The organism is Lelliottia sp. GFLA7 (assembly GCF_056490165.1).
The window spans coordinates 208,088-227,511 of sequence record NZ_JBWLAQ010000003.1 but is presented as its reverse complement, the minus strand read 5'-3'; the positions used below and the strand labels follow the sequence as shown (position 1 = coordinate 227,511).

Genomic DNA, 19,424 nt, shown 5'->3' with positions numbered 1-19,424 from the left:
TTACAAGCATGTTTTAGTTGAATAATTAATCAGAATTTCCCCACCTGAATTTACAAAGCCTGTAGTGCCCGCCGTTTGTACTCTCGTCCTTTTACTTTGTTCTGAATCAAAAAAATCGCAAACATCTTTGATGCAAATCACTACATATAGAACTTAAAATGCATGCCGACCCAACATCTTGTATTTATCGTCTACTATTCCAACACTACAACGGCGCCAACGTCGGCCGGAATTGTGGATAACACGGGTCGAAAACGAGGGAAGTGACTGGGGCATCTATAAATGTGCTCAATGAATACTTCCCCACCTCTGTGGATAACCTGTTTTTTAATGGAGTGATCATGACACCGCATGTGATGAAACGAGATGGCTGTAAAGTGCCGTTTAAGTCAGAGCGCATCAAAGAAGCCATTTTGCGTGCAGCTAAAGCAGCGGGAGTCGATGACGCAGATTACTGCGCCACCGTCGCAGAAATCGTCAGCCAACAGATGAATGAACGCAGCCAGGTGGATATCAATGAGATCCAGACGGCGGTCGAAAACCAGCTGATGTCTGGCCCACATAAACAGCTCGCGCGCGCCTACATTGAGTACCGCCACGATCGTGATATTCAGCGCGAAAAGCGTGGCCGTTTGAACCAGGAAATTCGCGGTCTGGTTGAGCAGACCAACTCCGCACTGCTCAACGAGAACGCCAACAAAGACAGCAAAGTGATCCCGACGCAGCGCGATCTGCTGGCCGGAATTGTCGCCAAACACTATGCCCGTCAGCACCTGCTGCCGCGCGACGTGGTGCAGGCGCACGAGCGCGGTGAGATCCACTATCACGATCTCGATTACTCCCCGTTCTTCCCAATGTTCAACTGCATGCTGATCGATCTCAAAGGCATGCTGACCCACGGCTTTAAAATGGGTAACGCCGAGATCGAGCCGCCAAAATCGATCTCCACGGCCACGGCGGTGACGGCGCAAATTATTGCTCAGGTCGCCAGCCATATTTACGGCGGAACCACCATCAACCGCATCGACGAAGTGCTCGCGCCGTTCGTGGCTGAAAGCTTCAAAAAACACCGTAAAGTGGCTGAAGAGTGGCAGATCCCGGACGCGGACGGTTACGCCCATTCCCGCACCGAAAAAGAGTGCTACGACGCATTCCAGTCGCTGGAATATGAAGTGAACACGCTGCACACCGCCAACGGCCAGACGCCGTTCGTGACCTTTGGCTTTGGTTTAGGAACGAGCTGGGAATCGCGTTTGATTCAGCAGTCGATTCTGCGCAACCGCATTTCAGGCCTCGGCAAAAACCGCAAAACGGCGGTGTTCCCAAAACTGGTGTTTGCGATCCGTGACGGTCTCAACCACAAGTTTGGCGATGCGAACTACGACATCAAACAGCTGGCGCTGGAATGCGCGAGCAAGCGCATGTATCCGGACATTCTGAACTACGACCAGGTGGTGAAAGTCACCGGTTCGTTCAAAACGCCGATGGGCTGTCGCAGCTTCCTTGGCGTGTACGAAGATGAAAACGGCGAACAGGTTCACGACGGGCGCAACAACCTGGGCGTGATCAGTCTGAACCTGCCGCGTATCGCGCTGGAAGCCAAAGGCAATGAAGACGCGTTCTGGAATTTGCTGGACGAACGACTGGTGTTGGCGCGTAAAGCACTGATGACCCGCATCGCGCGCCTCGAAGGCGTTAAAGCGCGCGTGGCACCGATTCTGTATATGGAAGGCGCCTGCGGCGTGCGTCTGAAGGCGGACGACGACGTTTCTGAAATCTTTAAGAACGGCCGCGCGTCGATTTCTCTGGGCTATATCGGTATTCACGAAACCATCAACGCACTGTTTGGCGATCAACACGTCTACGACAGCGAAGCGCTGCGTGCTAAAGGCGTGGCGATCGTTCAGCGTCTGCGCGACGCCGTCGATCTGTGGAAAGACGAAACCGGCTACGGCTTTAGCCTGTACAGCACACCGAGCGAAAACCTGTGCGACCGCTTCTGTCGTCTGGACACCGCCGAGTTTGGCGTGGTGGATGGCGTGACCGACAAGGGGTACTACACCAACAGCTTCCACCTCGACGTCGAGAAAAAGGTCAATCCGTACGACAAGATCGATTTTGAAGCGGCTTATCCGCCGGTGGCGAACGGCGGTTTCATCTGTTACGGCGAGTACCCGAACATTCAGCACAACCTGAAAGCGCTGGAAGACGTGTGGGATTACAGCTATCAGCACGTGCCCTATTACGGGACAAACACCCCGATTGATGAGTGCTATGAGTGCGGCTTTACCGGTGAGTTTGAATGCACCAGCAAAGGCTTTACCTGTCCGAAATGTGGCAACCACGACGCCGCGCGCGTCTCGGTGACCCGCCGTGTGTGCGGCTATCTTGGTAGCCCGGACGCGCGTCCGTTCAACGCCGGCAAGCAGGAAGAAGTGAAACGCCGCGTGAAGCATTTGGGGAATGGGCAGATCGGTTAATCTCCTCTGTTTTATTGTCTGGTGAAACAATACTTTTCGCAAAGCAATTGGCATCAGGACAAGGCGGCAAACGAACGAATCCCGGGGAGCTTACATAAGTAAGTGACCCGGGTGCGCGAGTGCAGCCAACGCAGTAATGGTGTCAATTGAGAAGCGAAAATGAATTATCACAACTACTATCCCGTCGACATCGTCAACGGCCCTGGCACTCGCTGCACCCTGTTTGTTTCAGGGTGCGTTCACGAATGCCCCGGTTGCTATAACAAAAGCACCTGGCGTCTGAACTCAGGTCAGCCGTTTACCGACGAGATGGCGGAACGTATCATTGACGATCTCAACGACACGCGGATAAAGCGCCAGGGAATTACCCTTTCGGGCGGTGACCCGCTGCATCCGCAGAACGTGCCGGACATTCTCGCCCTGGTAAAACGCATTCGCGCAGAGTGTGCAGGCAAAGATATTTGGGTCTGGACCGGTTACAAACTGGATGAGTTGAATGATGCGCAGAAGGAAGTGGTTGATCTGATCAACGTGCTGGTCGACGGCAAATTTGTGCAAGACTTAAAAGATCCGGCGTTGATCTGGCGCGGCAGCAGCAACCAGGTGGTCCATCACTTGCGTTAAACTACAGTCGTTTATGGGCGTCATGATAAACGACTAATTTCTCGCGTTTACCTACCGCTATGACGAAGACCATCACCACGTCATCACGCACCTGGTAAACCAGACGATAGCCAGATGCTCTTAGCTTGATTTTGTAGCAGTCAGGCAAATCCGTTAAACGGGCAGATTCAATCCGGGGTTCCGCCAGCACTTGCGCTAGTTTCTTCTTAAACTGAGCTCTTACCGTATCGCCCAGCTTGTACCACTCTTTAAGCGCACGCGGATCGAACGCGAGTTCATAAGTCATCCAAACTAACCTGGATACCGTTTTGCGGGCTATTTAGCCGCTCGCGGACGGTTTGGATTAGGGCTTCTTCGCTATCGCTAATCGTGACCGTCTTCACGGGCATACGTCCGGTTTCTGCCACATACTGGAATAGCAGGCGCACCGCTTCTGTCGGGGTAAGGTTAAGTTTTTCCAGCACCGCGTAAGCCTCATTTTTAAGTTTATCGTCCAGACGGACGTTCAGCGTTGCCATTATGCCTCCAGAAAATTCGTAAATGTAATGCAGTTTAGCATTACACTTGAATTACATCGAATTCTGGATAACGCCTCTCAAAAACGACTCAAACTCTCCATCGCTACCGCTTTAAACGCGTCAAAATCGTGACAGGCGCACAGCCGCGTCATTGCTCGCTCCCGCAGGAAAGTGACAAAAATATCGTAGATCGCCATCGCCTCTTCGTACTCGCTTTTACTGATCGCCAGCAGGAATATCACGTGCGCCGTTTCATCGCCCCATTTGATGCCCTGCGGAGCCAGCACGGTGTAGACCACCGTTTTTTGCGCCAGCAGGCCGAGGGAGTGCGGCAGCGCGATACCGTCGCCTAACATCGTACTGACGATAGCTTCACGCTCCACCACCGAGTCGAGAAACTCCGCGCCAACGAATCCTTCCGCTTCCAGCTGCGAACAGAGTTCCTGGAACAGCGTTTGCTGATCGATGGGTGTATTCACCACGCGGAAATGCTCCGCATCGAAATATTTTTCCAGCATCCACGGGCGCGTGCGGTCCACCAGCACCAGCTTGCCGATCTGCTCCAGCTGATAATCGGTCGGGAACGGTGCGATTTGTACCACCGGCTTAGCCTTTTCGCTGATCCGCGCGGTTGAGATAACAAAATCTTCGCTGATGCTTTCCGCCAGTTCGTACTCGCGCAGCGTGACGGTGCGCGTCACGTCTATCTGCGGATATTTGCGTTGCAGCACCGCCTCGATCATCCGCGCCATCGCGTTACCGGCATCACACACCAAAAGCACGCGCGGCTGACGCTGATAGCCGACGTTGTAATGGCGCTCCAGCCCGACGCCGATGTGCAGCACCAGAAAACCAATTTCGTTTTCGCTAATGATATAGGGGGTGTATTTCCCCCAGCCGGAGACCGCCGCCAGCGTCATGTCCCACGCCATCGGATAGTGTTGTTTGATGTTTTCCAGCAGCGGATTGGGGATCATGATTTGGTAGCGCACGCGGGTGATCATGGTTTTAATATGCGTCAGCAAATCCGCATGCAGCTGTGCATCGTTCAGCAGGTTGTAGTTATAGTGCGTGTTGATGTAGCGCAAGATGTAATTGACCAGCGCTTCGTCGTCGTCGGCGTTGATGGCACTCGGGGCGATGTCCTGAATTTGACGGGACGCCAGATGGACGCACAGCCAGTTCTCTTCTGAGGGCGAGAGCACTTTATCTGCCAGTCGCGAAATGGCGGCGGCGATATCCCGCGCGGCGTCGCGCACGTTCTCTTCAACATCTTCGGCGTTAAATTCCGGCAGCGGATAACCCTCGCTGATGCGCCGCACCGACACCGCACAGTACAGGCGTACAAACAGCTCGCCTTCATCCGTGAGGCGAATGTGATGGCGCGTGAGCGTGTCATGCAGCACCACGACCAGTTGCTCCGGCACGCCAACGTTCAGGGCGATTTCGGTCACCAGCGGATTCAGGCTGTCCTGCTGCGCCAGTTCCCACAGCAGATCGGTCAGACATGCACGCACGGACATTTCGCTGCCGAACAGTTTCATGCCGTGACGCGGGCGGGTTTCGAGCGTCAGGTTGTAGCGATGAAACCACTCGCGCACGTCCACCATATCGCTTTGCAGCGTGGCGCGGCTGACAAACCATTCATCAGCTAAATCTTCCAGTTTTAACGAGAAGGCGGCAGTGAGGAATCGCACCACCAGATAGTGCACTCGTTCTTGCCCGGTTCGCGGGATACGTAACGCGCGTGGACGGGAATCCTGCAATGACTGATAGCGGACAGCATCGTCGATTTTAAGCTGGTAGCCGTTGCCACGGCTCAAAATAAACTGCGCGCCGTGGCTCGCCAGTAGCGCATTCAGGGCCGTGATATCGGCGCGGACGGTACGTGTTGAGACCGAAAGGCGCTGCGCCAGTTCGTCCTGCGGCAGCGTCTCGTTTTGCAACAAATCAAACAGTTGCGCTAAACGTTGGTTCGGAAATCGCACGTCGGTGTCCTCTTACGGCTCATGGCCCTGTTGAAATGACCATCTGGGATGGACTGCCAACCGGCGTATAGTCCGGCTCAAAGCGTAGCTTACCGTCTGGCTCAACGCGAAAACGGGTGATGTTATCGCTGCGCTGATTCATCACGTACAGCCAGCGCCCCTGATTATCGAGCGTCAGCGTGCGCGGGTAATCGCCACGCGTCCAGACATCGTCCTGGTGCGTCAGCGTTCCGTCCGCCGTTACCGTAAAGTGCGCGATGCTGTTATGCAAACGGTTAGCAACGTACAGCTGTTTGCCGTCGTGACTCAACACCAGGCCAGCGGCAAAGCTGGTTCCTTTGTACCCTTTCGGCAGCGCGGAGATCGTTTTGCCCTCTTTCAGCGTACCGGATACGCTATCGAGCGAATAATGAGTCAGCGTGGATGCCTCTTCGTTAATCAGCCATAGCCCATCGCCTTTTGGCGTGAAGACAAAATGGCGCGGACCCGCACCTTTCGAGGACGCGTTGATAAACGGCGGATCGTTCGGCGTGAGCTTTCCACTGCGATCGTCAAAACGGTACTGATAGATCCGATCCAGACCCAGATCGGTTGAAAAGACGAATTTCCCGCTCGGATCGGAGGCGATCATGTGCGCATGCGGGCCGTTGTGATCGCTGATCGCAAAGCTGCCTTCCACGGCGGCGTCGGGTTTTTCCGCACCCGGTTCGCCCTGATCCTGATGGGTGTCCGTTGCTTCACCGAGGCTGCCGTCAGATTTCACTGGCAACACCGCAATGGTTCCGCTGACGTAGTTTGCCACCAGCAGGTGACGGTCGTTTGGCGTCAACGACAGATAGACGGGGCCCGCGCCGCCGGATGCGACCTGATTTAACGCGCTCAGCTCGCCGTTGTCACCAATATGCAGCGCCTGCACCACGCCCTGCTCGACTTCACTCGCCAGATACAGGGTTTTGCCATCGTGCGAGACGGTCAATTGCGCGGCGTTCAGCAGCTTGCTGACCAACGTTTTCTGGTCGAGCGCGCCGGTTTGCGGATCGACCAGAAAACGGTACAGCCCTTCGCCGTTCGGGTTGTAGGTGCCGACCCAGGCGTACTGCGGTTGTGCAACGGCAGCGGTCGCCAGCAAAGAGAGTGAAGCGGCAAGCAGATGATGAGTGTGCATAGTGGCTCCTTTAGGAGGGTGCGATTTGTGTCCCCTCACCCCAGCCCTATGCCCATAGGGAGAGGGAGAAAACAATTCCCTCTCCCTATGAGCAGAAGGGAAAAGACCGCTCCGGACAGTCCCCTCTCCCCTGGGGAGAGGGTTAGGGTGAGGGGCAAAATTCTACTTCACTAACGTCCTGGTCATATCCAGTAGCGTGCGTACATCTGCCGGGCGGGTGTCTCCGCTGGCTTTGTCGATAATCGAGCTGTAAATGTGCGGGATAATCTTGCTGACGCCCGCATCCAGTGCGATCTGCAGGATCGCCTCAAAGTTATCCAGATCGATACCGCCCGTCGGCTCCAGCCAGAAATCATGCTTCGCGCAGGCTTCTGCCACCGCAGTGTATTCATCGCGACATGCCAGGCCGCCCATCGGGAAGTATTTGATGGAGCTGCCGCCAAAATCTTTCAGCAGCGCGATCGCGGTTTCAACCGGCACGATGCCGTCCGGTGCTTTGCTGCTCAGCGGGCCGGTGGAGATTTTAACCCTGCCGACCGTACCCGTTGGCGACACCAAACCGTTCACCACGGAGTCATTTTGCCCCAGCAGCGCGCGGCTGGTCGCCACGCCGGTGAACACCTGGTTAACGTGCTGCGGCTGTACCTGGCGGGAGATTTCGCTGACCATCGCCGACTGATTGGGATCGCCCGCGCCAAGACCCACTGAGAGCGCGTTATCAATCAGCGCGGCGTACTCGCGCATATCCGCAACGGCGCTGTCCACATCAGGATAGTTTTTAGACAGCACGCCCACCAGCACATGACCTTCTGCCGCCTCGTAAATCGCGCTGGCGTTCGCTTTTGAACCCGCCAGAACGTTCAGGCACACGCGGTCACGGTAAAAGTTAGGGGTTAATTTCATGCGTGTTTCTCCTGGCCTAATACTTCGCGGATACGGCGATAGACAATGTTCAACTGGTCGGCGGTCACGCTGCGTACGTCCGCTTCGATAATCCCTTCGTTCGCCTTGTAGCCACGGAAGTAAATGGCATATTCGCCCTGCTTCAGCGCGTTCACCAGATCGCCCGTGCCCACGCCGGTGGTGGCTTCGTCGAATTTGATTTCGCTGCGCGCGATATCACGTCCGGCGCTGTCCCAAACCACGCGTGCGGTCACGCCGTTTAAGGTATTCAGTGCGTCAATAAAGGGCGTCATTTTCGCGACCATTTCTGCGCCACTCTCTTTGGTCGCCGTCAGGTAATGTTCGATGGCGCAGGTCAGGCCGAGAATGCCCTCTTTACCGACTTTCATGGCGCGGCCAATGCCCGCTGTCTGGCGTTTCACCCATTCTACGTACTGGGTTTTACCGATCACCAGGCCGCTGGTTGGCCCTTCGATCGCCTTCGCACCGCTGTAGATCACCAGATCCGCGCCGGAGCGGTAATAGACATGCAGATCTTCTTCCGCGGCCGCATCAACGATCAACGGCAGATCGTGCTTGCGCGCCACCACCGCCGCCTGCTCAACGCTGAGCATGCTTTTCTGCACGCAATGGTGAGATTTGATGTAGAGAATGGCGGCGGTACGCGGGGTGATCGCCGCCGCCAGCTGATCGGCGGAGCATTCGTTGGCGTAACCCGCTTCGACCATTTTGCCGCCGCCGAGCGCCACCATCGTGCCGACCGGTGCGCCAAAGTTGACGTTGTGACCTTTCGGCATCACGATTTCGTTGTTCTCAATGGGCGTGACATGCAGGTTTTCCAGCAGCCAGTCGCTGTCTTTCACCAGCACTGCCGCCACGGACTGCGCGATACCCGCCGAGGCGCAGGAGACGACCGTTGCGCCTTCGACGTCTAACAGCTTCGCGATGTATTCACCGGTTTTATTGACCAGATCTTTCATCTCGAAATACTGATTCATGCCGTCCATCGCCGCCTGAACCACTTCCGGACGCGGCGTGGAAACACCCAGCGCCGTCATACGACCGGAGGTGTTGATCACCTGTTTTAAATGGTATTTTTCATAAATCGAAGACATTTTCCGTGCTCCCTTGTTCGGTCATGTAGCCCTTGCCCGCGCGGATCGCGGCAAGCGGCAGCAGAATATGTTCAGCCTGCAGGCTGTCGTTTTCAGCATCCACCAGCAGCGTCGGCTGGCGTTTTACGGTGAACAACGTCAGGTCAGCATCCAGACCCGGCTGAATGCGCCCTTTTTGCGTCAGGCGCAGGCCGTCGGCGGCGTTGGCGGTGACGCACTCGATCACCTGCGGGAGCGACATGCCAATGGCGAGGAATTTCGACATCACGCTGGCAAGGCTGCCGACCGGGCCGTTGAGGCGGTTGCGGCAGTAGATGTCCGAGCTAATAGTGTGCGGCAAAATACCCATCGCAATGGCGCGTTTCGCCACCTCGAAGCTAAAGCTTGCGGTGCCGTGGCCGACGTCAAGTCGCACGCCGCGCTTCAGCGCGCTGGTGATGGACGCACGCAGTTCGCCCGACGGCGTCAGGATGCGGTTCGGTTTGCCGTTATAGCAGTGGGTGATGATGTCGCCGGAACTCAAGAGGTCAGCAATTTCATCAAGATTGGGCGGATTGTTGCCGATGTGGACCATCAGCGGCAGGCCGCCATTTTGCTGCTGCATCGCTTTCGCGCGCGCCAGCGGCGTGATGCCGTTTTCCCCGACCACGCTGCTGCTCATGCGCGCTTTCAGGCCGACGATAAAATCAGGGTGACGCTTCACGGCCTGCTGTACCGCGTCCGCATCGATGTTGGCCATGTTCGCCAGCTCGTTCTGGGCGATCAGCCCAACGCGGGAAATATTCAGCAGCGCGAAAACCTCCGTACTGGCCTTGCGGGTGATTTCGTAGAAATCGTCAACGTCATCCGCGCCGGTGCTGCCCGCGTCCACGACGGTTGTGACGCCTGTCGCGATGCCCACGCTGTCCGGCTCATCATGGTAAATCGGTGAGTTTGGGTAGCAGTGAACGTGAGAATCAATCCAGCCCGCGCTGACAAACACTTCGCCGTTCAGCTCGACGGTTTTGTGTGCGGGAGCGTTAATCTCACCCAGCGCCGCAATTTTGCCGTCCTGAATGGCGATGTCAGCCAGCGTATCGTCGGTGAGGCGCGCACGGCGCAGGAGTAAATCAAACATAAACATCTCCTGAGAAAGCGAGCGCCGAAGCGCCCGCCGGGGATTAGAGGGCTACCGGGAACAGCGAACCCAAAATCATTGCGCCAAGGATCGCGCCGCCGGTGATCGGCTTCTGCCAGAGGTAAAACAGCAGCGCGCCAATCAGAGAACCAATCCCAATCGGGATAGAGGCGGTCATGGCGCTGAGGATAATCAACGGGCCAAGGAAGCGGCCAGAGGCGTTACCCGCGCCCATCATCACGTCCGCCCCGTAGGTGGAATCGCTTTGATTGATGGTGAATTTACGCGCCAGGATAATCAGGTAGCCAATCGCCAGACCAATCACCAGGCCGGTAGCCAGCGACGCAATAAAGTTGGCAACCGGGAAGACAAAGCCTGCGCCCAGCAGCAGCGCCGGAACGCCGAGGCCGACGCCGGTTTGAATCGCCCCACCGATATCCAGAATCCCCACCAGCGAACCTTCGATGATGCGCGCAAACAGGAAGCTGGCACCAAACGCAGCCACCGCGCCATACACGCCGGTATCCATGCCCGCTTTTAACATCGCCACAAACGCCACTTCGTTAAACGCGCCGATGCCGTAGAGGTAGTACATGTGCGTCCCGGCGAAGACGCCGGATGAGAGCAGGCCAACGAAGATCGGGAACGACCAGTCGGCATACCAAAAACCTTTATTCTGTTCCATGTCGAGGCTCCTGTTATTTGCCGCTGAGCGAGCTGTGGATCATGTCGAGCCAGTTCGGCACGGTCAGATGGAAGGATTCGATCATTTTCATGTCGAAGCCGCGGAAGAAACCACTCAGGACGAACAGCAGAACAATCGCCACCATCATCACTTTGGTCACGCGGTTCCAGCCGCTCTCTTCGACGCCTTTACCAATCAGGATGCCAAGCACCAGACCCGGTACGGCGTTGCCCATAATCAGCTGCGCTGCGCCGCCAAACACGGTGGCCCAGAAGCCGGATTTTTTACCTGCATCAATCGCCGCCAGCCAGAAGATCACCGGCATCACGGTATTCACCAGCAGGTTTGCCGCAGGAACCAGCACCTTAACGGCGGTCACCTGAAGCGCCGCTGGAACGGACGAAGCCGTGAGGTTTAAGAAGGTGACGACGAACATGCCGATCACGCCGCAGGCAATCGCCATTTTGCGGGGATCGTGTAGCGTCTCACCGACATTGCGGTTTTTTAGCATCAGCGCCGCGGCACCCCAGTTAGGGATGATGCGATGGTCAACGTCCTGCGTGAACGCCCCCGCCGCAACCGAAGAGGCCCAGGCGTTGAAGAAGAAACCCAGACCAAAGGAGAAGTGAGAAGCGGGATCCCCTTCGCAGGAGTTCAGTTCCCCCAACGTACGAAATGCGCCCATACCCTGTGTGGTAGGCGCATGAAACATGCGTGCAGCCCCGGCGCCAACGCCGACGCCAACCAGGCCGCCGATGATGAGCGATTTTATTAAAATTATCAGGAACATTCGTCTGCCCTATTAGTGAGAATCAGCGTTGCGCGACAAAATCCACCTGGTCAAGATTGATGGCAGTCACGTTGACGGTCACGTCCAGCTCCACGCTGTAAGTGCGTCTTTCCCGGCGCAAAAAGAAGAACAGAAACGCTTCTTTACGCACCGCTTCTTGCGCCTGAACAACCTGCACATCCTGTGGCTCAATACGCAGTAAGATATGCGGCGATGCGTTCATCACCGCGGCCTGTACGTGGTTTAGCGCGTCGGCAAAGGCGCGTGTTTTGGCGTCGCCCTTGCCCTTTACTCTCACCGTGGTGGTGAATTGCTCTTTCATGTTACGCGCCGTACTTTTTCAGCCAGGCCTGCACCAGTCGCTCGCCCAGCTCTTCTTTATCCATAAAGCCAAAGCCCAACACGTTGTTGCCTTCGTTGATGGCGGTGACGCCCTCTTCCACTGAACGCATGCCGTATTTCGCTTTGTAGCCATGTTTGGTTTGCGCTGTGATAGCACCCGCGCCGCCGCTGCCGCAGAAGGAGATCCCGAATGTGGCGTTTTCCGCTTTCATCACGTCGCCCAATTTCATGTCCGCCGCCACGCCCGGTACGACAACCGCACGACCGCCGGCCTTTTCCACACCGATAGCCACTTTCTGGCCTTTCCCGAGACGATCGCCGATCACGACTGTAATTTGTTCCATTGTGGTGCTCCTTAAAGGTTGTCTTTGGCGACTTCGAAGTGAACGGAGAGCAGCCAGGCTTCTTCATCAGGAAGATTGCCGAACTGTGCGACCACTTCGCGGGCAAGCCGCATTGAATCTGCTGAAATTTCATCGAACAGGTCAGCTTCGACCTCCGGCAGCGGTTCCCCGGTCACCGACCGGTGCGCCATTGCGCGAACGTGTGAAGTCAGCATCTGCTGCTGGACGTCATTGGGAATGATGTTGTGGCGGGCAAGCTGGTAATAGACCTGCTCGAGCATGGTGTTTGCGAGCGTTTCAGTTTGCGCTGCCTGTTCTCCAACGTCGTTCATTACCGCTCCGTTAATCACTCGTCTTACCCCGTTAATGGCACTGAGATAAAACTAACGCTGGAGGTTAAAGGTTTGTAGCGAGTTATTTTCCACTTCGAAGTGGAAAGGAAAGCGGCACCAGTGATCTGTTCCACATAATTACGGTGAATATGAATTATCAACTGGATTTGCGTGATGAATATCACTCTATTCGGCGGCAAAAGGTCAGAAAGGAGAGTGGAAAAATTTACGCGCAAGGTCGTAAAGTGTGACGCGGATAAGGTTTTCTTATTACGTTGTGGCAAACAAAACGGGGGCCTTTCGCCCCCGTTGATTATTTTGCCGTCTGGCTTAGCGTGCCATTAGCGGAATTTTTTGTGGTTTTCGTTGCGGGTGGCAATAAATCCATCAGCGGCAGCCTGGGCTTCTTTCACTTTGCCTTCGTTGGCAAGCTTCAGGGCGCCGTCGATCTGGCCGACCAGCACGTCAAAACCGTGGCGATAGTCTTTCATCTCAGCGCTGTCGGCTGCTTTGTTTTCCAGCTTTGGTGGCGTCGCTTTTTGCGCATCGAGTGCGGCGACGCGCATTTTGGTCAATGCGTCTTTCATTTCCGTCGCATTATCCGTTTTCTGGACCACTTTCAGGTTGCTACTGAGCGTGTCCATATCATCTTCAAGATCGGCGGCAAACCCAGCAGAACTGAACACTAACGACGACACAGCAAGAATCGCTAACAGGTTTTTACGCATTGCTCACTTCCTTTTTTATTATGAAAAATAAGCTAAATACCCTCAATAATTCGAGCGCAGCCAACGCATCTGCAACGTGAAATATGACGGGTATTATTGACCCGCGATTTTCATCTCGGGTAACAGCACTGAACCACACTGTATATTGCTACGTGTTTCAATATCGTTACCGACAGTAACGATATTGCGCCACATGTCTTTTAAGTTACCGGCAATCGTGATTTCGCTTACCGGATACTGAATTTCACCGTTTTCGACCCAGAAGCCCGCCGCACCGCGAGAGTAATCGCCGGTGATCCCGCTGACGCCCTGACCCATCAACTCGGTCACGACCAGGCCGGTGCCCATTTCTTTGAGCATCTGTTCAAAGTTCAGGCCCTGGCCTTCGATGCGCCAGTTGTGGATACCGCCTGCGTGGCCGGTGCTTTGCAGCCCGAGCTTGCGCGCAGAATAGCTGGTCAGCAGCCATTGGGTAAGAATGCCGTCTTTAATGATGTCGCGACGTTCTGTGCGTACGCCTTCGCCATCGAACGGCGTCGACGCCAGCCCTTTCAGCAGATGCGGGTGTTCTTCAATGGTCAGCCATTCCGGCAGAATTTGTTGCCCCAGCGAATCGAGCAGGAACGTCGATTTACGATAAACCGCACCGCCCGCAATCGCCCCGACCAGATGACCAAACAGCCCGGTCGCCACTTCGTTGGCAAAAATCACCGGCGCTTTCATGGTGGAGAGTTTACGTGGAGACAGGCGCGACAGCGTGCGTTTTGCACACTCTTCACCGACCCACTCTGGCGACTGTAAATCGCCCATCGCGCGGCCAATGGTGTAGGCGTAATCGCGTTCCATGTCGCCATTTTCTTCAGCGATAACACAGCTGGAAAGGGAGTGGCGCGTGGAGCTGTAGCCCTGCAACATGCCGTGGCTGTTGCCGAACACTTTGATGCCGTAGTGGCTGTTAAAGCTGCCGCCTTCGGTATTGGTGATACGTTTATCCGCTTTCAGAGAGGCCTGTTCGGCGCGCGCGGCATATTCGATCGCTTCGTCCGGGGAAACTTCCGCCGGATGGAAAAGATCGAGATCCGGCGCGTCAAACGCCAGCAGATCTTTTTCCGCGACGCCAGCGTACGGATCCGGCGAAGTGTAGCGCGCAATATCCAGCGCAGCCTGCACGGTACGGGCGATGGCATCCGGGCTGAGGTCGGTCGACGACGCGCTGCCTTTGCGATTCTGGTGATAAACCGTAATCCCCAGCGCACCGTCACTGTTAAATTCCACGTTCTCGACTTCGCCGTAGCGAGTGCTTACGCTGATACCCGTGGTTTTGCTGACTGCCACTTCCGCGCCGTCTGATTTTCCGGAAGCCAGCATCAACGCTGTGGAGACCGCTTCTTCCAGAATCTTACGCTGCGCTTCAACTTGTGAGGTTACTTTCATCGCAAATGCCATACTGTAAGAGATAGTTATCTGAAGTCTAACAGAGAACCGTTTTTCAGTGCGCGTCTTAACTGGTAACATTATCCTCTTTTTTAAGGAGCCTGACATGACTAAGCAGCCCGAAGACTGGCTCGACGACGTTCCCGGTGATGACATCGAAGACGAAGATGATGAAATCATCTGGGTCAGTAAAAGTGAAATTAAACGTGACGCCGAAGAGTTAAAACAACTTGGTGCGGAAATGGTAGAGCTGGGTAAAAACGCGCTGGATAAACTCTCGCTCGACCCGGATCTGCGCAGTGCCATTGAACTGGCCCAACGAATCAAAAAAGAAGGCCGTCGCCGCCAGCTTCAGCTGATCGGTAAAATGCTGCGCCAGCGCGATGTTGAGCCGATTCGCCAGGCGCTGGATAAGCTGAAAAACCGTCACAACCAGCAGGTTGCGCTGTTCCACAAGCTTGAGCAAATCCGTGACCGCCTGATTGAACAGGGCGATGACGCTGTCGCAGAGGTGTTAAACCTGTGGCCAGACGTTGATCGTCAGCAGTTAAGATCGCTTATCCGCAACGCGAAGAAAGAGAAAGAAGGGAATAAGCCGCCGAAATCTGCGCGTCTGATTTTCCAGTATCTGCGCGAACTGGCTGAGAACGAAGGTTAATGACCTCACGCTAACTCATGATGAGTTAGCGTCATTTTTTCCCCCCCCGTCCTTCCCCCTCTGGCATGACATCTCATTTTTTACGCTTCTTTCAAAGCTGAATCGTTAAAGCAGAAATACGCTTAATTCACATTTTCTTGTGCAAAATACATATCTCATTACACGAATATCAAACGCATCGCATACTTTAACGAGAAAATACGCTTAATTAGCCACCAGGTGAAACGCATCACACTTTCATTTTTGTTAAGAATCTAGATTTGCCTGTGAAAGAAATAATCGATTCAGCAAAAAGGGAAGAATGATGAAAAAAACATTGGCGTTAACCGCACTGGCCTGTTTAATTTCCGCGCCTGTGATGGCAAAAACATGGGTGCTGACAAGCGCTGATAGCGCGACAGAACTGGGTAACTGGAAAGTTACGAGCAATATGCTGAAAGTGAAAAACCAAAACTTCAGCATCGAACAAAAAGTCCTTCATGGTGGCAAGCAGGAAGGCAGCAAAGTCATCATCATCACCAGTAAAGACGGCTTAACGATCACGTTAAGCCCATCGCGCGGCATGAATTTACTGCGCGTTGAGGGCTACGGCGTGCGGATGGGTTGGGATTCCCCGGTGAAAGAGGTGGTCAACCCTGCTTTCATGAATCTTGAAAGCCGAAATGGCCTGGGATGGCTGGAAGGTTTCAACGAAATGATGGTGCGCTGTGGCTACGAATGGACCGGGCATCCGGTCACTGCAGACGGCCAGATTTACACTTTGCACGGAAAAGCAGGTAATACGCCAGCCTCGCAGGTAGAAGTCGAGGTGAGCGACAGCGCGCCGTACGAAATTCGTGTTCGTGGTCTGGTAAAAGAAAGTACGTTTAAAAAAGCCGATCTGCAGACAATGACGGAACTGCGCTATGTCCCGGGCAGTAACCGTTTTGCTCTTCACGATGTACTGACAAATCACGCAGATTATCCGCATGACTATCAAATCATTTATCACAGCAATTTCGGTAAACCGATTCTGGAAGCAGGGGCGCGGTTTATCGCACCCATGGAAAGCATCAGCCCGTTCAATGATTACGCCAAAGCCGGTTTAAAAGAGTGGCAAAACTTTGCGGGGCCAACGAAAGGCTTTGATGAAATGGTGTTTAACATCAAACCGCTGGCGGATGAGAATCACCACACCACTGCCGCGGTGATCAATAAAGCCGGCGACAAAGGGGCCGCGATTCAGTTCGACACCCGCCAGTTACCTGTTTTAACGCTGTGGAAAAACACCGATACCGAAAAACAAGGCTATGTCACTGGGATTGAGCCGGGCACCAGCTATGCCTATCCAGTGACCATCGAACGAGAACAAAAGCGCGTGAAGCAGCTGCAGGCCGGCCAGAGCACGCAGTTTGATTTGACTTACACATTGCTTCACACCTCTGGTCAGGTCGACGACGTTGTGAAGAAAATCGGTGAGATTCAGGGCAGCACCCCGATTGAGGAAGTCGAAACGCCTATCGCCAAAGAGTAAGGTTTACTTTTTTGCCAGGCGTAATTACCCGGTAGCATTGCGCTACCGGGCAGTTTTTTACTCTTCGGCCTGAGCTTTCTTCGCCAGACCGTCCAGCAGTTTCTGATGAATGCCACCAAAACCGCCGTTGCTCATCACCAGAATGTGATCGCCCGGCTGCGCGGTTTTAATCACCATATCCGCTAAGGTATCGACATCCGCATGCCAGTGCGCAGGCTGAATGCAGGCATCAGCCACTTCCGCCACCTGCCACGGAATGTGCTGCGGTTGCAGGAGGAACACTTCGTCAGCGCGGCCAAGAGACGGCGCGAGATCGTCTTTGCTGAGCCCCATTTTCATGGTGTTAGAGCGTGGCTCCAGCACCGCCAGAATGCGCGCCGTTCCGCCAACTTTGCCGCGCAGTGCTGCCAGCGTCGCCAGAATGGCCGTCGGATGATGGGCGAAATCGTCGTACACGGTTACGCCATTGGCTTCACCGCGCAGTTCAAGACGACGACGCGCGTTGATGAAGGATCCCAGCGCATCGGCCGCATCCGCAGGCGTGACGCCCACATGACGCGCCGCCGCAATCGCCATCAGGCCATTGTGCATGTTGTGTTCACCGACCAGCGCCCACTTCACTTGGCCGACTTTTTCACCGTCCAGCAACACTTCCCATTCGGACGCGTCGGTTGTCAGTTTCTTCGCGTGCCAGTGGCCTTGCTCGCCCACCAGCTCCTGCTCGCTCCAGCAACCCATCGCCATCGTCTGCTTAAGATTGATGTCGTTTTCAGGATAGATAATACGGCCTTGCCCCGGCACGATGCGCACCAGGTGATGGAACTGTTTCTGAATGGCTTTCAGGTCGTCAAAGATATCCGCATGATCGAACTCAAGATTATTGAGGATCAGCGTGCGCGGGCAGTAATGCACGAACTTGGAGCGCTTATCGAAGAAGGCGCAGTCGTATTCGTCAGCTTCAATCACAAAGAACGGGCTTTCGCCCAGACGGGCAGAAACGTCGAAATTGCCCGGCACGCCGCCGATCACAAAGCCCGGCTTATAGCCGCAGGCTTCCAGAATCCAGGTTGCCATCCCGGCCGTCGTCGTTTTACCGTGCGTACCGGCAACCGCCAGCACCCAGCGGTCGCGCAGGACAAAGTCATGCAGCCATTGCGGGCCAGACATGAACGGAATATTGCGTTCCAGCACCGCTTCCACACACGGGTTACCGCGCGTCATGGCGTTGCCGATGATAACCAGATCCGGTTCAACGTCCAGCTGGCTGGCATCATATCCCTGAATAAGATCGATGCCTTGTTTCTCAAGCAGGGTGCTCATCGGCGGATACACATTGGCGTCCGAACCTGTCACCTCATGGCCCAGAGAGCGCGCCAGCATTGCCAGTCCGCCCATGAAAGTGCCACAAATCCCTAATATATGAATGCGCATACGTCACTATTCCTCTTCTATTTGGCGCACATTTTACTCACATGTCAGCGTCAGAGAAACGCATTTCAGGTAAATCCGTATTTTGCTGGCGCGATTCACCACTGCGCTAATATTTGAATGTTTGTTAAGATTGTTTGAGATTGACCGCTTTAACCATCATTCGATCGCTTTACTCAACATACGATGCAGGGAAAGTGTTATGAAAACGTTAGGTGAATTTATTGTCGAAAAGCAGCACGAGTTCTCTCATGCTACGGGTGAGCTCACTGCTTTGCTGTCGGCGATAAAGCTCGGCGCAAAGATCATCCACCGTGATATCAACAAGGCCGGTCTGGTCGATATCCTGGGTGCCAGCGGTGCCGAAAACGTTCAGGGAGAGGTGCAACAAAAACTCGATCTGTTCGCCAATGAAAAACTGAAAGCTGCACTGCGCGCACGCGACATTGTTGCGGGTATCGCCTCTGAAGAAGAAGATGAAATCGTCGTTTTCGAAGGCTGCGAACACGCCAAATATGTCGTGCTGATGGATCCACTGGATGGCTCGTCTAACATTGACGTCAACGTATCTGTTGGGACGATTTTCTCCATTTACCGCCGCGTCACACCGGTGGGTACTGCCGTGACGGAAGAAGATTTCCTGCAACCGGGTAACAAACAGGTTGCTGCAGGCTATGTAGTTTACGGCTCATCAACCATGCTGGTTTACACAACGGGTTGTGGCGTTCACGCCTTCACGTACGATCCGTCGCTGGGCGTTTTCTGCCTGTGCCAGGAGCGCATGCGTTATCCGGAGAAAGGCAGCACCTACTCCATTAACGAAGGCAATTACATTAAATTCCCGAATGGCGTGAAGAAGTACATCAAATTCTGCCAGGAAGAAGATACGCCAACGCAGCGCCCGTATACCTCGCGTTATATCGGTTCGCTGGTGGCAGACTTCCACCGCAACTTGCTGAAAGGCGGGATTTACCTGTACCCAAGCACCGCTAGCCATCCGGATGGGAAGCTGCGTCTGTTGTACGAATGCAACCCGATGGCGTTCCTGGCCGAACAGGCAGGCGGCAAGGCGAGTGACGGTAAAGAACGTATTCTGGATATCACACCGGAAAGCCTGCACCAGCGCCGCTCTTTCTTTGTCGGTAATAATCATATGGTTGAAGATGTTGAGCGTCTGATCCGCGAATACCCGGACGCCTAACGTTTTATCACGGGGAGCCTGCTCCCCGTTTTTATTTATATATTTTACCGTATAAATGA

20 protein-coding genes are annotated in these 19,424 nt (G+C 54.7%); 5 read left to right on the top strand and 15 right to left on the bottom strand.

Features of this window, described 5'->3' with window-relative positions; genetic code table 11:
* Positions 1–341: 341 nt before the first annotated feature.
* Both nrdD and nrdG read left to right on the top strand, forming a co-directional pair.
* Entirely contained in the window at positions 342–2,480 is a 2,139-nt protein-coding gene (gene nrdD, locus AC07RN_RS11380) for an anaerobic ribonucleoside-triphosphate reductase (RefSeq protein ID WP_235134634.1), read from the top strand.
* A gap of 159 nt (positions 2,481–2,639) precedes the next feature.
* Positions 2,640–3,104 carry an anaerobic ribonucleoside-triphosphate reductase-activating protein gene (gene nrdG / locus AC07RN_RS11375; RefSeq protein WP_478336386.1) on the top strand — a complete coding sequence of 155 codons (465 nt, stop codon included), beginning with the start codon at positions 2,640–2,642 and terminating at the stop codon, positions 3,102–3,104.
* 1 nt (position 3,105) lies between these two features.
* Here the strand turns inward: nrdG and AC07RN_RS11370 are convergent, their stop codons facing one another.
* The 14 genes from AC07RN_RS11370 to pmbA form a co-directional block, all read right to left on the bottom strand.
* A complete protein-coding gene (locus AC07RN_RS11370) occupies positions 3,106–3,390 on the bottom strand; it encodes a type II toxin-antitoxin system RelE family toxin (RefSeq protein WP_478336385.1) in 285 nt (94 codons plus the stop codon).
* Positions 3,380–3,622, bottom strand: coding sequence for a type II toxin-antitoxin system RelB/DinJ family antitoxin (locus tag AC07RN_RS11365; protein ID WP_012015847.1), 243 nt, complete (start codon positions 3,620–3,622; stop codon positions 3,380–3,382). Before AC07RN_RS11365 ends, AC07RN_RS11370 begins: the two co-directional genes overlap by 11 nt.
* A gap of 77 nt (positions 3,623–3,699) precedes the next feature.
* A complete protein-coding gene (locus AC07RN_RS11360) occupies positions 3,700–5,610 on the bottom strand; it encodes a BglG family transcription antiterminator (RefSeq protein ID WP_478336384.1) in 1,911 nt (636 codons plus the stop codon).
* A gap of 19 nt (positions 5,611–5,629) precedes the next feature.
* On the bottom strand, positions 5,630–6,775 hold the full coding sequence (locus tag AC07RN_RS11355; RefSeq protein WP_478336383.1) for a lactonase family protein: 1,146 nt from the start codon (positions 6,773–6,775) through the stop codon (positions 5,630–5,632).
* A 162-nt stretch (positions 6,776–6,937) separates the two neighbouring features.
* Complete coding sequence (gene dagF, locus AC07RN_RS11350) at positions 6,938–7,678, bottom strand: 2-dehydro-3-deoxy-phosphogluconate aldolase (RefSeq protein ID WP_478336382.1); 741 nt, start codon at positions 7,676–7,678, stop codon at positions 6,938–6,940.
* Entirely contained in the window at positions 7,675–8,793 is a 1,119-nt protein-coding gene (locus AC07RN_RS11345; RefSeq protein WP_478336381.1) for a DgaE family pyridoxal phosphate-dependent ammonia lyase, read from the bottom strand. Before AC07RN_RS11345 ends, dagF begins: the two co-directional genes overlap by 4 nt.
* On the bottom strand, positions 8,777–9,910 hold the full coding sequence (locus AC07RN_RS11340) for an amidohydrolase/deacetylase family metallohydrolase (RefSeq protein WP_133631857.1): 1,134 nt from the start codon (positions 9,908–9,910) through the stop codon (positions 8,777–8,779). The genes AC07RN_RS11345 and AC07RN_RS11340 overlap by 17 nt, the downstream gene beginning before the upstream one ends.
* 43 nt (positions 9,911–9,953) lie before the next feature.
* Positions 9,954–10,595: a DUF4310 family protein gene (locus tag AC07RN_RS11335; protein ID WP_012015841.1), complete on the bottom strand. Its 642-nt coding sequence runs from the start codon at positions 10,593–10,595 to the stop codon at positions 9,954–9,956.
* 13 nt (positions 10,596–10,608) lie between these two features.
* On the bottom strand, positions 10,609–11,385 hold the full coding sequence (locus AC07RN_RS11330) for a DUF4311 domain-containing protein (protein ID WP_012015840.1): 777 nt from the start codon (positions 11,383–11,385) through the stop codon (positions 10,609–10,611).
* Positions 11,386–11,407: 22 nt separating this feature from the next.
* Positions 11,408–11,707 (bottom strand): DUF4312 family protein, encoded by a 300-nt coding sequence (locus AC07RN_RS11325; protein WP_012015839.1) that lies wholly within the window; start codon positions 11,705–11,707, stop codon positions 11,408–11,410.
* A gap of 1 nt (position 11,708) precedes the next feature.
* Positions 11,709–12,071, bottom strand: a complete 363-nt coding sequence (locus AC07RN_RS11320) for an SFCGS family glycine-rich protein (RefSeq protein ID WP_012015838.1) — start codon at positions 12,069–12,071, stop codon at positions 11,709–11,711.
* A gap of 11 nt (positions 12,072–12,082) precedes the next feature.
* Complete coding sequence (locus tag AC07RN_RS11315) at positions 12,083–12,421, bottom strand: glycine dehydrogenase (protein ID WP_478336380.1); 339 nt, start codon at positions 12,419–12,421, stop codon at positions 12,083–12,085.
* A 323-nt stretch (positions 12,422–12,744) separates the two neighbouring features.
* Complete coding sequence (gene cybC / locus AC07RN_RS11310; protein WP_478336379.1) at positions 12,745–13,131, bottom strand: cytochrome b562; 387 nt, start codon at positions 13,129–13,131, stop codon at positions 12,745–12,747.
* A gap of 93 nt (positions 13,132–13,224) precedes the next feature.
* Entirely contained in the window at positions 13,225–14,577 is a 1,353-nt protein-coding gene (gene pmbA / locus AC07RN_RS11305; RefSeq protein WP_012015835.1) for a metalloprotease PmbA, read from the bottom strand.
* Positions 14,578–14,671: 94 nt separating this feature from the next.
* Here pmbA and yjgA point away from each other — a divergent pair, with 94 nt between their 5' ends.
* Together yjgA and AC07RN_RS11295 are read left to right on the top strand one after the other, a co-directional pair.
* Positions 14,672–15,223, top strand: coding sequence for a ribosome biogenesis factor YjgA (yjgA, locus tag AC07RN_RS11300; protein WP_012015834.1), 552 nt, complete (start codon positions 14,672–14,674; stop codon positions 15,221–15,223).
* Positions 15,224–15,527: 304 nt separating this feature from the next.
* Positions 15,528–16,736 carry an aldose 1-epimerase family protein gene (locus AC07RN_RS11295; RefSeq protein WP_478336550.1) on the top strand — a complete coding sequence of 403 codons (1,209 nt, stop codon included), beginning with the start codon at positions 15,528–15,530 and terminating at the stop codon, positions 16,734–16,736.
* 57 nt (positions 16,737–16,793) lie between these two features.
* On the opposite strand, the gene mpl is transcribed toward AC07RN_RS11295, so the two are convergent.
* Complete coding sequence (mpl, locus tag AC07RN_RS11290) at positions 16,794–18,167, bottom strand: UDP-N-acetylmuramate:L-alanyl-gamma-D-glutamyl-meso-diaminopimelate ligase (RefSeq protein ID WP_012015832.1); 1,374 nt, start codon at positions 18,165–18,167, stop codon at positions 16,794–16,796.
* A 199-nt stretch (positions 18,168–18,366) separates the two neighbouring features.
* On the opposite strand from mpl, the gene fbp reads away from it, so the two are divergent.
* The gene (gene fbp, locus AC07RN_RS11285; RefSeq protein ID WP_012015831.1) at positions 18,367–19,365 is read left to right on the top strand and encodes a class 1 fructose-bisphosphatase; all 999 of its coding nucleotides are present in this window, start codon (positions 18,367–18,369) and stop codon (positions 19,363–19,365) included.
* The last annotated feature ends 59 nt before the right edge of the window (positions 19,366–19,424 follow it).

Bases quoted from the DNA above. Each gene is read 5' to 3' on its own strand.
- AC07RN_RS11345 (WP_478336381.1), bottom strand. From the start codon at position 8,793: ATGTCTTCGATTTATGAAAAATACCATTTAAAACAGGTGATCAACACC.
- fbp (WP_012015831.1), top strand. From the start codon at position 18,367: ATGAAAACGTTAGGTGAATTTATTGTCGAAAAGCAGCACGAGTTCTCT.
- AC07RN_RS11340 (WP_133631857.1), bottom strand. From the start codon at position 9,910: ATGTTTGATTTACTCCTGCGCCGTGCGCGCCTCACCGACGATACGCTG.
- nrdD (WP_235134634.1), top strand. From the start codon at position 342: ATGACACCGCATGTGATGAAACGAGATGGCTGTAAAGTGCCGTTTAAG.
- cybC (WP_478336379.1), bottom strand. From the start codon at position 13,131: ATGCGTAAAAACCTGTTAGCGATTCTTGCTGTGTCGTCGTTAGTGTTC.
- mpl (WP_012015832.1), bottom strand. From the start codon at position 18,167: ATGCGCATTCATATATTAGGGATTTGTGGCACTTTCATGGGCGGACTG.
- pmbA (WP_012015835.1), bottom strand. From the start codon at position 14,577: ATGGCATTTGCGATGAAAGTAACCTCACAAGTTGAAGCGCAGCGTAAG.
- AC07RN_RS11325 (WP_012015839.1), bottom strand. From the start codon at position 11,707: ATGAAAGAGCAATTCACCACCACGGTGAGAGTAAAGGGCAAGGGCGAC.
- AC07RN_RS11370 (WP_478336385.1), bottom strand. From the start codon at position 3,390: ATGACTTATGAACTCGCGTTCGATCCGCGTGCGCTTAAAGAGTGGTAC.
- AC07RN_RS11330 (WP_012015840.1), bottom strand. From the start codon at position 11,385: ATGTTCCTGATAATTTTAATAAAATCGCTCATCATCGGCGGCCTGGTT.
- AC07RN_RS11365 (WP_012015847.1), bottom strand. From the start codon at position 3,622: ATGGCAACGCTGAACGTCCGTCTGGACGATAAACTTAAAAATGAGGCT.
- AC07RN_RS11335 (WP_012015841.1), bottom strand. From the start codon at position 10,595: ATGGAACAGAATAAAGGTTTTTGGTATGCCGACTGGTCGTTCCCGATC.
- yjgA (WP_012015834.1), top strand. From the start codon at position 14,672: ATGACTAAGCAGCCCGAAGACTGGCTCGACGACGTTCCCGGTGATGAC.
- AC07RN_RS11295 (WP_478336550.1), top strand. From the start codon at position 15,528: ATGAAAAAAACATTGGCGTTAACCGCACTGGCCTGTTTAATTTCCGCG.
- nrdG (WP_478336386.1), top strand. From the start codon at position 2,640: ATGAATTATCACAACTACTATCCCGTCGACATCGTCAACGGCCCTGGC.
- AC07RN_RS11355 (WP_478336383.1), bottom strand. From the start codon at position 6,775: ATGCACACTCATCATCTGCTTGCCGCTTCACTCTCTTTGCTGGCGACC.
- AC07RN_RS11320 (WP_012015838.1), bottom strand. From the start codon at position 12,071: ATGGAACAAATTACAGTCGTGATCGGCGATCGTCTCGGGAAAGGCCAG.
- dagF (WP_478336382.1), bottom strand. From the start codon at position 7,678: ATGAAATTAACCCCTAACTTTTACCGTGACCGCGTGTGCCTGAACGTT.